Raw genomic sequence first — 12086 nt, forward strand, 5'->3', positions numbered from 1 at the left:
AGCTTTGGGTCGCCGCCTTCCCCTAGGACTCCCTCTCGGGCGGTCGATGAGCCTCACCACTCGAAACCAGCAAGACCGATGCGCCTGACTGCCGGATGACGGCGTCGGCCACGCTGCCAAAGCTCAGATGCTCGGCCTGGACGCGGTCGACACCCATGACGACGAGATCGACGTCGGTACTCTTGATCTCCTGGAGGATGGCAGCTTCCGGCGCGGTGTTGCTGCGCAAGGTCGTGGTGATGTCGACGTCGTAACGCGCCGCGAGCGCACTGGCGTCCTTCAGGACGCCCTCCTCCTGGACCAGCGCGCGCGAGGCCCCGCGCCGCACGCCCTTGTCCCGTGTTGTCGCAACGTAGATCACGCGGAGCGAGCCCGAGGCGGCCTGCGCCAGCGCCACGGCCACCTCCGCTCCCCTCCGCGATACGCCGCTGCCGGAGACCGGAACCAGGATGTTGAACGATCCAGGCATCGGATTCTCCAGATGATTGCCCTTGCCGGCGACGATCGCGAGCGGACCTTGAAACTCGGCGGCGATGTCCTCAATCTTCCTGTCGAAGCGCTCCGTGGCCACGACCTTGTCGACGCCGACGAGCACGAGATCAAAACCTTTTTTGGCCTCTTCGCCGATGGCGTCGCCCAGCCTGGTCCGGCGCGCCCGGGTGGTCACGTCGACATGGCCGACAGCCTCCTCGGCGCTTTCTCCGACCGCCTCGGCAGCTTTCTTCACCACCGCTTCATGGCTCTCGTCATCGCCGCGGTTCTGCTCCTGCTCCTTGGCGCGGCGCCCGATGTGCAGCACGGTGATCGGCAGCCCGCGCGTGCCGCCGAGCAACCCGGTGATATGCGAAGCGAAGGTGGCATTTGGGCTTTCGTCGACCGCCAGCAGCATACGCTCGAGATTGGCGACGAAGCCCCGCTTCTCGAACTCCTCGCGCTCCAGCCGCTCTTTTTCGTCCTTGTTCATGGGAAGCCGGGTCAGGGCCGCGCGCAGCATCGGCGGCATCGCCATCGTTGTCACGATCGCCATGGTGACGATCATCGTGAACAGGTTTTGGCTCAGGACGCCCATGGAGAGACCGATGGTCGCGATGATGACCTCGGTGGAGCCGCGTGCATTCATGCCGCTCGCCAGGGCCAGCGACTCCCGCGTGCTGAGACCGCCCATGGTGCCGCCGACGAAAGCACCGCCGAATTTGCCGACGCTGGCGATGACGACAAGCATCGCCGTCAGCAGCAACAGCTTCGGATCTTTCAGCACCGTCAGATCTGCGCTGAGCCCGGCGAGACCGAAGAACACCGGCATGAAGAAGCTCGAGATCAATCCGCGCAGGCGCTCGTCGATCTGCCGCGTCAGGATCGGGGATTCGCCGACCAGGATGCCGGCGACGAAGGCGCCGAGCACGGTGTGCACGCCGATCAGATGAGTGATCAGCGCCATGGCGCCCATCAGCAGCAGGATCACGGTAATGACCGGCGCGGTGCTGACGAGGGTATCGTTGGCCCAGCGGATGAGCTGGAACACCAGCCGCCGGCCGACGGTGAAACTGACCGCGAGGAAGGCCAGCGTGCCCATCACGGCCTTTGCGATGGAAGCGACATCGAGCGTGCCTCGCGACGCGAGGCTGAAGATGACGGCAATGATGATCCAGCCGATGGTGTCGTCGATGACTGCGGTCGCGACGATGATCTGGCCGACATTGCGGCGCATGAAATTCATCTCGCGCACGACCACGGCCACGATCTTCACCGACGAGATCGACAGTGCCGTGCCCATGAACAGCGAGGCCACCAGCCGTTGTTGCGGATTGGGCAGGAGCGCGTCCGGCAGGAATTCGCCGAGCGCGAAGCCGCAGGCGAAGGGAACGATGATGCCGGCTATCGAGATCGCGATCGCCGCCCTGCCAATCCTTCTCACCAGCTTGAGGTCGGTCTCCATGCCGGTCAGCAACAACAAAAGCAGGATGCCGAACTGGGCGATGCCATCGATCATCGCCTTCTGCTCGGGCGTCTTCGGGAAGATCGCCTGCTGCGCCTCGGGCCAGATCCAGCCGAACAGTGACGGCCCGAGCAGGATGCCGGCAAGCAATTCGCCGATCACCGAAGGCTGACCGATGCGCTGCATGATCTCGCCGAGGCCACGGCCCACGGCGATCAGGAGCATGATCTGCGCCACCAGGAGGAATTCAGACGGTCCACTGGATTTGCCGCCCTCGGCACTGGCCGCAATGCTGGTGAGGGCAAGCGCCGCGGGGACGAGGCCGACCGGTCGGAGCAGGCTCCACTGCATACGGATATCGTTCCCCCTTCGGCTGATCCGGCGTGGTGCCGGCGACTAGGGGTAGAACCCGCGGGAGGCTGAGCGAGTTCCCGCCTCCGGCGCACGCGATGCGTCAGGCCGGCTGCGGCGTCCTGATCTCGCGCGGCAGGATGATCGCGGCTGCAATCGCGAAGAGGCACAGGCCGGCAAAAACACGCAGCATGGTGACGAAGCCGCCCTGCTCGTAGAGCCAGGCGACCAGGCCGACGGAGGCGCCGGCCGCGGTGAAGCCGACGAAATAGCGCACCGCATAGGCGCGCGAGCGCCATTCCTCGGTGGTGTATTTGCCGACCATGGCGTCGTTCACCGTGACCTGCCCGAACGCGCCCATGACGATGCCGATCGAGACCACGATCAGCGGCAGGTTGGACAGGCTCGCCGCCAGATAAAGGAACGGCGCCAGCATGAAGGACAGCGGCAGCGCGACGGTCTTCAGCGAATAATGATCGAGCAGCCGGCCGATCGTGTACTGCGTCATCGCGCCGAACACGTAGACACAGGCGGCAATTACCCCCAGCAGCGCAGGGCTCCTGGTGAGATCCGAGAGCCGCTCCGCGAACAGCTTTGGCAGCGCCACGGTGACGGCATTGAAGGTCGTCGAGATCGCGATCACGACGATCAGCAGCGAAAGGACCACGCGCCACATGTCCTGCTTGGCCACGCGCGCCTGCGCGGCCGCCTGCTTAGAGCCCTTGCGATCCTCATGCACGACGGTCATCGCGAAGGCGATGCCGATCAGCATCGTGACCACGCCTGGAACGATGAAGGCAAAGCGCCAGCCGAGATATTGCCCGATCACGCCGGTGACCAGCGCAGACGACGCAACGCCGAGATTGCCCCAGACGCCGTTCAGCCCCATTTCGCGGCCGAGCCTGTCGGCATAGGACACGATCATTGCGGTGCCGACGGGATGATAGATCGAGGCGAAGATGCCGATCGCGAGCAGCGCCGCGCCGAGCTCGGTCTGCGTCTGCACGAAGCCGACCGAGACCATCGAGGCACCGATGCCGATGAAGAAGATCACCATCATGTGGCGGCGGCTCCAGCGGTCGCCGAGCCAGCCGGTGAGCAGCGATCCCGCGCCGAAAGCGATGAAGCCCGGCGTCGCATAAGGCAGCAGCTCCGAATAGGCCATGCCGAGCGCCGGCCCCATGATGATCACGGCGGCGGCGAAGATCAGCATCGCATAGTGATCGATAAAATGCGCGGCGTTGACGAAACCGATCACCCGGCCGGGACTGTTCATACGAATCCTCTCCTGCTCTGAAATAGGTTATATGTCGGAGCCATGACGGGATGCCGCCAATGACTGTCGTCGAAACGCCAATCAAGGAAGTGCGCGGAAACCACGGCTCGACCGCGGGCGTGCATCTCGTCGCGCGCGACTACCCGAAGGGGCTACGGCTCGACCCGCACATGCATCGCGAGGCACAGCTCGTCTATGCCGCGAAGGGCACGATGCAGGTGACCACCCCCAAGGGTCGCTGGCTGGTGCCGCCCGATCGCGCGGTCTGGGTGCCCGCCCACCTCGAGCACGCCATCGACGTGCTCGCCGATATCGAGATGCGCACGCTCTATTTCGACCTGCCCTGGCTGAAACGCGAGCAGCGCGCCAAGAGCCTCGCCAAGGAGTTCGTGGTGCGGGTGTCGCCGCTGCTGCACCAGGCAATCCTGGCACTGTTTGATTCCCGCAATACGTCCGAGCGCACGGATCTTCTGGTCCGCCTGGTGATGCTTGAGCTGCATCGGGCCGAGGATTCCGCGACCTTCGTACCACTGCCGCGGGAGCCACGCTGCCGGCGCGCCGCCCTGATCGTGCTCGACGATCAGACCGGGAGCTATGAGATCGAGGCGCTCGCGCACGAGGTCGGAACCTCCGCACGCACGCTATCGCGGCTGTTCTCTTCCGAGACACAGCTTAGCTTCAAGAGCTGGTGCCAGCGCGCCCGCATCGCGGCCGCAATCGAAAGGCTTTCGACGGATGCCGATGTTTCGGTCAAGCAGCTCGCCGCCCAGCTCGGCTATGCCAGCGTGCCGGCTTTTTCGGCAGCCTTCCGCCAGGTGACGGGACGGACGCCGACGGAATTTGCGCGGAAGGGCTAACCAAACCCTCGGTGTCATTGCCCGCGAAGCCGGGGCATGACAGCTTTCATGTCAGCTTTCTTTGAAGCGCATGGCCCAGCTTCACATGCATCCCACTCGCGCTTGATTGTGATAAGCTTCCGCCTAAATCCCGTGTAAGCTTTGCGCACTGCACAAACCGGATTCGAAAAGCCCAAATGGCCAACGCGTTTTTCTCCGACCTGCTCGCCACGATCTCCGAGCGCGGCCGCACGCTGCTTCGCCGCGGTGACGCCTCGGACACAAGACAGGACGCTGGCGGCCTCATCGAGCTCTGCGAGGCGCTGCTGTCGGGCCGGGGCGAGGCCTCGGGCACAGCGATGGCGCGCGAGGTGCTCGACCATTATCAGGGCCTCGATGCGACCGGACGCCGCGCCTTCTTCGCGGCGCTGGTGCGCGATTTCGGCCCAGACCGCGAGAAGCTTGCCCAGACCGTCGAGAAATGGCGCACCCAGCCCAGCGACGAGGACGCCAGCGACCTGCATTTCGCCTCGGAGCCGCGGCGGCAGGAACTGATCCGCCGCCTCAATCGCGCGCCCGGCGGCACCGGCGATCTCGTCGCCATGCGCGCCGACCTGCTCAGCATGATGAACGGGCATACCGACCTTGCCGCGCTCGACCGCGATGTCGTGCATCTCTTGAGTTCGTGGTTCAACAGGGGGTTTCTCGTGCTGCGCAGGATCGACTGGTCGACACCGGCCAACATCCTCGAAAAGATCATCCGCTACGAGGCCGTGCACGAGATCAGCGACTGGGACGATCTGCGCCGCCGTATCGATCCGGTCGACCGCCGCTGCTACGCCTTCTTCCATCCGGCATTGGTCGACGAACCCCTGATCTTCGTCGAGGTGGCGTTGACCGAAACGCTCCCCGGCGCCATCGCGCCGCTGCTCGCGGTCGACCGCGAGCCGGTGCCGATCGAGCGCGCGCGCACCGCCGTGTTCTACTCGATCTCGAACACCCAGCGGGGGTTAGGGGGCATCTCCTTCGGCAGCTTCCTGATCAAGCAGGTGGTCGAGGAGCTGCGACGCGAGCTGCCCAAGCTCGACACCTTCGTAACGTTGTCGCCGGTGCCGGGCTTCATGCCGTGGCTGAAGCAGAACAAGGACCTGCCGCTGTCGGAGGAAGATCGCGAGCTCGTGAAACGCCTCGACGATCCGAAATGGTTCGAGAGCGCGGAAACGACCGCGCAATTGCGCGCCGTGATCGAGCCGCTCGCCGCCTATTATTTCCTCAAGGCGCGCACGCCGAAGGGACGGCTGATCGATTCCGTCGCCCGCTTCCATCTCGGCAACGGCGCGCGGCTCGAGCGCGTCAACTGGCTTGGCGACCTCTCGCCCAAGGGCCTGCGCGAGTCGGCCGGCGTCATGGTCAACTATCTCTACCGCCTCGACGACATCGAGAAGAATCACGAAGCCTATGCGAACGACGGCGAGGTGGTCGCATCGAGCGCAGTGAAGAAGCTGCTCAAGGGCGAGCGGAGGCTGCTGGATATGCGGTTGTCCTGACCACACGTATGGTGTCATCGCCCGACTTGTTCGGGCGATCCAGTATTCCAGAGGCAGCGACGAATACGGAGAAGCCGCGGCGTACTGGATGCCCCGCCGGAGCCTGTCATCGGGCGGCGCTTCGCGCCGACCCGGTGGCGGGGCACGACTACTGAAAGCTTGGCGAGTCCGACTGCTACTCCGCCAGCGCCTTCATCTCCCTGTAGAGATCCGATTTCCCTTCGAAACCGATGCCCGGCAAATCCGGCATGGTGATGTGGCCGTTCTCGACACGGATACCATCGGGGAAGCCGCCATAGGGCTGGAAAAGGTCGGGGTAGCTCTCATTGCCGCCGAGCCCCAAGCCGGCTGCGATGTTCAGCGACATCTGGTGGCCGCCATGCGGGATGCAGCGGCCGGGCGACCAGCCATGGGTCTTCAGCACCTCCAGCGTACGCTGATATTCGCAGAGACCATAGGACAGCGCGCAGTCGAATTGCAGCCAGTCACGATCGGGCCGCATACCGCCATGGCGGATCAGGTTACGGGCGTCCTGGTGGCTGAAGAGGTTTTCGCCCGTCGCCATCGGGGCCGGATAAAATTCCGCGAGTGCGGCCTGCAGCGAATAATCGAGGGGATCGCCCGCCTCCTCGTACCAGAACAGCGGATAGTCCCGCAGCATCTTGGCGTAGGCGATCGCGGTCTCCAGATCGAAGCGGCCGTTGGCATCGACGGCGAGTTGCGCGTCCTTGCCGATCTCCTCCAGCACCGCCTCGATACGCGTGCGGTCCTCGGCGATCGGCGCACCGCCGATCTTCATCTTGACGACATTGTAGCCGCGATCGAGATAGCCGCGCATCTCGCCGCGCAGCATCGAAAGGTCCTTGCCGGGATAGTAGTAGCCGCCGGCGGCATAGACGAAGACGCGCGGATTGGCCTTGACGCCGTGACGCTCGGCGAGCAGGCGAAACAGTGGCTTGCCGGCGATCTTCGCCACCGCATCCCACACCGCCATGTCGATGGTGCCGACCGCGACCGAGCGCTCGCCGTGACCGCCCGGCTTCTCGTTGGTCATCATCGCGGCCCAGATTTTGTCCGGGTCGAAATTGTCGCCGGCCTCGTCGAGCAGCGATTTCGGATCAGCTTCGAGGATGCGCGAGGCAAAGCGCTCGCGGATCAGGCCACCCTGCCCGTAGCGGCCGTTGGAGTTGAAGCCGTAGCCGACGACGCGCTTGTCGTCACGCATGACGTCGGTGACGACGGCAACGAGGCTCGTCGTCATCCTGGTGAAATCGATATAGGCGTTGCGGATCGGCGAGGAGATCGGCTTGGTGATCTCGCGGACATCGACGATGCGGACCATGGAGCTTAGCCTTCATTGCCTGATAGGGACCTCGGCATTGCGAGCGCAGCGAAGCAATCCAGACTCTCTCCGCGGAAAAATTCTGGATTGCTTCGTCGCTCCGCTCCTCGCAATGACGGCTTATTTCTTATCCCTGAAATACGGCTCGACCGGGCCGTGCACCTTGATCGTCAGCGGATTGCCATGGCGGTCCTTGGCGTTGCCGGCGGTGACGCGGACCCAGCCCTCGCTGATGCAATACTCCTCGACGTTGGTCTTCTCGACGCCCTTGAAGCGGATGCCGACGTCGCGCGCCAGGATGTCCGCGTTGTAATACGGGCTGTTCGGATCGACCGACAGGCGGTCCGGGAATTCGTCGCTCATGATTGTCTCGCTCACAACAGTGTCTCGATTTGTTGGCGCAGCCCCTCGGGCCGCGCCGTCGGCGCGTAGCGCGCCACCACCTTGCCTGCTCGGTCCACCAGGAATTTCGTGAAATTCCATTTGATGGAGGCACCTAGCAGGCCGGATTGCTGACGTTTCAGGTACTCATACAGAGGATGCGCATTGGCGCCGTTGACGTCGATCTTGGCGAACAGCGGAAAGGTGACGTCGTAATTGGTCGAGCAGAACTCCTGGATCTCGCTTGCCTTGCCCGGCTCCTGGCCACCGAACTGGTTGCAGGGAAAGCCGAGCACGGTGAAGCCGCGCGGGTTGAGGTCGCGGTGCAGGTCCTCGAGGCCACGATATTGCGGCGTGAAGCCGCATTTGCTCGCGGTGTTGACGATGAGCAGCACCTGTCCCTCGAAGCGTCGCACCGGCACGTCCTCGCCGAGAAGCGAGTTGGCCGAAAAATCGTAGATCGCCGACATCGTTGTCCTTCAGCCCACGGGATCGATCGGTGAGGCCGGCACGCCGCCCGCCTCGATCGCCTCGCCGGCGAGCAGGCAGAGGTCCTCACGATAGCGGCCGGAGACGACATGCACGCCGACTGGCGCCTTGCCTACGAGACCGGTGGAGACCACGAGGCCCGGCAGTCCCATGAAGGGAATGGCGATCTGTGGCAATTGCGCGTCCCACACCCGCTTGAAGGACGCCTCATCCTTGCGATCGAGATGATCGGGAAACGGCAATTCGCCGGAAACCGGCGTCAGCACCACCGCGTATTTTTCGAAGAACAGCATCCATTCGCGCGTCAGCGTTGCCCGGCGCATCAGCGCCTTGGCGTAGGCCGCCTGGTCGAACGGGGTGACCTTGGCGCGATTGCCGCGCAGGCAGGCGAGCGCGCCGGGATCGCCCTCGCGCTCGGCGGCTTCGAGCGCGGCCTCATAGCCGTCGCCGATCCAGAGTTTGGTCTGCCAATCGGCAGCTTCCCGCATCGGCGGGGTATTCTCGATCACATCCACGGTCCAGCCTGCCCGCTCGAGCCGCTTGCCGGCGTCGCTGACCGCTGCCGTCACTTCCGGCGCAGTGGCAAGCCCGTCCGGATTGAGGCACAGCGCCGCGCGCTTGGGCATCGCCGGTCCCTCGAGCGGCGCCGGCACCCACCAGGGGTCGCGCACGTCGCGGGCCGCCATCGCGGCGAGCGAAATCCTGATGTCATTGATGGTACGCGCCAGCGGCCCCGAGACGGCGCTGATCTGCGGCCCGATCGGGCGCTCCGGCAGGGCCGCGTTGAAGGCGGGAATCCGGCCCATGGTCGGCCGCAGGCCGTGCACGCCGCAGGCGTAGGCGGGATAGCGGATCGAGCCCGCGATATCGGTACCGTGGGCGATGTGGCCGATGCCTGCCGCAACGGCCGAACCTGCACCGCCGGACGAGCCGCCCGGGGTCAGCGACGCGTCGCGCGGGTTCTTAGTGTCGCCGTGAATCAGATTGGTGGTGAACCAGCGGTAGGAGAAGGCTGGGCAGTTGGTGCGGCCGAGGATGACAGCGCCCGCCTTGCGCAGGTTGGCAACGACCGGATTATCCGCTTTTGCGATCACCTCGCGCTGAATCTTCAGGCCATTGGTGGTGGCAAAGCCCTCCTGGTCGACATTGACCTTCACCGTCACGGGGACGCCTGCCAAAACGCCCGGATCCTCACCGCGGGCGATCGCGCCGTCCACTGCTGCCGCCTGCTTGAGCACGTCCTCCGGCCGATGGTCGATCACCGCATTCAGCTTGGGATTAACGGCTTCGAGCCGGGCAAGGCCCGCCTTCGCGGCTTCGGTGGCAGACACCTTCCTGGATCGGACGAGGGCGGCGAGGTCGGCGGCCGACAGGCGCCAGAGATCTTGCATGGCATGCTCCAAGTGACCGGGTCTTTTAGCGCCGGTCAGGCGGCAAAGCCATGCGCATTACGCAGGGGCGAAATCCGGATCGTCAGTGCCGGGTGGCCGATTGATCCGGCATGTCCAGGAGTGCCTCGGTGAAGGGGAATTCCAGCACGATTTCGCCATCGACATCGGTGACCTCGATGACGGCCTCGAGCAGCGCCGGCTGCGTCCCTTCCGACTTCAGCACCTCCAAAATCATCTGGCGCGCTACTTCCCAGGCGCGATCGGGATTGCGCAGGTCCTCGCCGTCAGGATCCACGATCAATTCGTCGCCGATGCGGGTGTTGAAGAAATATCTGGGCATGCCTGATCCAATGGGGTCGCCTGTAGCCGATTGAAAGCCGCTTCGTACTCACAACTGCTTTATCCCGACAGGGATCACACCCTATCGTCGTTCTTATCTGCACGGGGTTGTTTTGCTGTTTTTGCGTCATCTCCGCGGCGCGATGATGCCTTTTAGCGTTTGCAGCGCAGCATTGCAGCCGCCTACTACCTAGGTCGCGGAAGATTTAACTGGCGAACTTTTCCGTCCGCAGTAGTTTAACGGGGGGCGGACACGTCCGATGTCACAGAAAAGGAGAGCCACAATGGCCTGGAAAGCGCCGAAGATCGTCGAAGTGCCGTGCGGCATGGAAATCAACATGTATGTGAGCGCCACCCGCAAGTAAGGGCGGCTATTTCACGTTGAGCGCAGGTGGATCCTTCGGGCGTGCCACGTTCCCGAACGTAGGGAATTGTGCCGGCTCCGAGATCCACCGCGACACGTGCTTCCAGGAGACGGATCATGCTTCGCGTCGTCGTCCTGGGCGCCGCGGCTGGCGGCGGGGTCCCGCAGTGGAACTGCGGGTGCACAGGCTGCCGGGCAGCGCGCGCTGACTCCGGACAATTGCAGAGAACCCAGACTTCGGTCGCCTTCAGCGCGGACGGCGCCAGCTGGTTCCTGATCAACGCCTCTCCCGACCTCCGGCAGCAATTCAACGCCACGCCGCAGCTTCACCCCAAACCGGGCGCGCTGCGCCACACGCCGATCGCCGGCGTGATCCTGACCAATGGCGAGGTGGACGCCGTCGCGGGCCTGTTGTCGATGCGCGAGGGTTCGCCCTTCACGATCTATGCGCATGACAAGGTGCTCGCGATCCTGAAGGCCAACAGCATCTTCAACGTGCTGAACGAGAAGAACGTCAGGCGTCAGGCGATCGGAGTCGACGAGCCGTTCGAGCTGCGCCTTCCCGACGGTGCACGCTCCGGCATCGAGGTCGTTGCGCTCGAGGTGGCAGGCAAATCGGCCTGGTACCTGGAAGGCAAGGCGCATCCCGGCGGAAGCAGCGGTGCCGGCGATACGCTCGGTCTGAAGATCACGGATAAATCGACCGGCAAGAATTTCTACTTCCTCGCCGCCTGTGCCGAGGTCACCGACGCGCTGAGAGCGCAGGTTGCCGGCGCATCGCTGGTGTTCTTCGACGGCACTGTGTGGCGCGACGACGAGATGATCCAGGCCGGACTCGGCCAGAAGACCGGCAAGAGCATGGGACATGTCGCCATGTCGGGAGAGGACGGCGCGATCGCACGGCTTGCCGACCTCGATATCGACAGGAAGATATTTCTGCATATCAATAACTCGAACCCGGCGCTGCTGCCCGGATCAATCGAGCGCAAGGCAGCCGAATATGCGGGCTGGCAGATACCCGCCGACGGAACGGAGATCGTGCTGTGAACGCCATGACGCTTCCCGGAATGACCGCACTCTCGATCGGCAAGGACATCAGGCTCAACTCGGCCGAGGAGCTCGAGGCGACGCTGCGCCACATCGGCGCGACGCGCTATCACAGCCTGCATCCGTTCCATAAGCTTCTGCACGGCGGCAAGCTCAACAAGGGCCAGGTGCAGGCCTGGGCGCTCAACCGCTACTACTACCAGAGCACGATCCCGCTCAAGGATGCGGTGGTGATCTCACGCTTCCGCGACCGCGCCACCCGCGTGGAATGGCGGCACCGCATCGAGGACCATGACGGCGATATCGGCAGCGAAGGCGGCATCGAGCGCTGGCTCAAGCTGACCGAGGGCCTGGGGCTCGACACGGCCTATGTGGAATCGACCGAAGGCATCCTTCCCGCGACGCGCTTTGCGGTCGAGGCCTATGTGCATTTCTGCCGCGAGAAGAGCCCGCTGGAGGCGATCGCCTCTTCGCTCACCGAATTGTTCGCGCCGAACCTGCATGAGGAGCGCATCTCCGGCATGCTCGAACACTATGACTTCGTCAACCCTGATATCATGAGCTACTTCAAGCGCCGCCTGACGCAGGCGCCGCGCGATGCGAACTTTGCGCTCGACTATGTCAGGAAGCACGCCAGGAATCCGGAGGAACGCGCGTCCGTCTGCAACGCGCTGATCTTCAAGACCAACGTGCTGTGGGTGCAGCTCGATGCGCTCTATCATGCCTATGTCGATGGGCACATTCCGCCGGGCGCCTTCGTGCCCAAAGCGAGCTGAGAGGAAATAAG

The 12086-nt window shown here is 64.2% G+C and carries 12 protein-coding genes; 5 read left to right on the forward strand and 7 right to left on the reverse strand.

The window, feature by feature from the left end:
- Nucleotides 1-22: 22 nt before the first annotated feature.
- Nucleotides 23-2287 (reverse strand): cation:proton antiporter domain-containing protein, encoded by a 2265-nt coding sequence (locus ACV1FX_RS27605; protein ID WP_473120719.1) that lies wholly within the window; start codon nucleotides 2285-2287, stop codon nucleotides 23-25.
- A gap of 103 nt (nucleotides 2288-2390) precedes the next feature.
- Nucleotides 2391-3563 (reverse strand): MFS transporter, encoded by a 1173-nt coding sequence (locus ACV1FX_RS27610; RefSeq protein ID WP_473120720.1) that lies wholly within the window; start codon nucleotides 3561-3563, stop codon nucleotides 2391-2393.
- Between the two features lie 59 nt (nucleotides 3564-3622).
- On the opposite strand from ACV1FX_RS27610, the gene ACV1FX_RS27615 reads away from it, so the two are divergent.
- Nucleotides 3623-4420, forward strand: coding sequence for an AraC family transcriptional regulator (locus tag ACV1FX_RS27615; protein ID WP_473120721.1), 798 nt, complete (start codon nucleotides 3623-3625; stop codon nucleotides 4418-4420).
- Between the two features lie 176 nt (nucleotides 4421-4596).
- Entirely contained in the window at nucleotides 4597-5946 is a 1350-nt protein-coding gene (locus tag ACV1FX_RS27620) for a malonyl-CoA decarboxylase (RefSeq protein WP_473120722.1), read from the forward strand.
- Between the two features lie 175 nt (nucleotides 5947-6121).
- Here ACV1FX_RS27620 and tarD read toward each other — a convergent pair whose 3' ends face one another.
- The 5 genes from tarD to ACV1FX_RS27645 all read right to left on the reverse strand — a co-directional run bounded on the left by tarD (nucleotide 6122) and on the right by ACV1FX_RS27645 (nucleotide 9889).
- Nucleotides 6122-7288, reverse strand: a complete 1167-nt coding sequence (tarD, locus tag ACV1FX_RS27625; protein WP_473120723.1) for a D(-)-tartrate dehydratase — start codon at nucleotides 7286-7288, stop codon at nucleotides 6122-6124.
- A gap of 120 nt (nucleotides 7289-7408) precedes the next feature.
- A complete protein-coding gene (locus ACV1FX_RS27630) occupies nucleotides 7409-7651 on the reverse strand; it encodes a DUF3297 family protein (RefSeq protein ID WP_038950952.1) in 243 nt (80 codons plus the stop codon).
- Nucleotides 7652-7662: 11 nt separating this feature from the next.
- Nucleotides 7663-8139, reverse strand: a complete 477-nt coding sequence (locus ACV1FX_RS27635) for a glutathione peroxidase (protein WP_473120724.1) — start codon at nucleotides 8137-8139, stop codon at nucleotides 7663-7665.
- A gap of 9 nt (nucleotides 8140-8148) precedes the next feature.
- Nucleotides 8149-9549 (reverse strand): amidase family protein, encoded by a 1401-nt coding sequence (locus tag ACV1FX_RS27640; RefSeq protein ID WP_473120725.1) that lies wholly within the window; start codon nucleotides 9547-9549, stop codon nucleotides 8149-8151.
- An 82-nt stretch (nucleotides 9550-9631) separates the two neighbouring features.
- On the reverse strand, nucleotides 9632-9889 hold the full coding sequence (locus tag ACV1FX_RS27645; protein WP_473120726.1) for a DUF6894 family protein: 258 nt from the start codon (nucleotides 9887-9889) through the stop codon (nucleotides 9632-9634).
- A 283-nt stretch (nucleotides 9890-10172) separates the two neighbouring features.
- Between ACV1FX_RS27645 and pqqA the strand changes: the two genes are divergently transcribed.
- The 3 genes from pqqA to pqqC all read left to right on the forward strand — a co-directional run bounded on the left by pqqA (nucleotide 10173) and on the right by pqqC (nucleotide 12075).
- Nucleotides 10173-10253: a pyrroloquinoline quinone precursor peptide PqqA gene (gene pqqA / locus ACV1FX_RS27650; RefSeq protein ID WP_007595659.1), complete on the forward strand. Its 81-nt coding sequence runs from the start codon at nucleotides 10173-10175 to the stop codon at nucleotides 10251-10253.
- 116 nt (nucleotides 10254-10369) lie between these two features.
- Nucleotides 10370-11299, forward strand: a complete 930-nt coding sequence (gene pqqB, locus ACV1FX_RS27655; RefSeq protein WP_473120727.1) for a pyrroloquinoline quinone biosynthesis protein PqqB — start codon at nucleotides 10370-10372, stop codon at nucleotides 11297-11299.
- A 20-nt stretch (nucleotides 11300-11319) separates the two neighbouring features.
- Entirely contained in the window at nucleotides 11320-12075 is a 756-nt protein-coding gene (pqqC, locus tag ACV1FX_RS27660; RefSeq protein WP_473120765.1) for a pyrroloquinoline-quinone synthase PqqC, read from the forward strand.
- The last annotated feature ends 11 nt before the right edge of the window (nucleotides 12076-12086 follow it).

It is taken from the genome of Bradyrhizobium ingae (genome assembly GCF_055791185.1).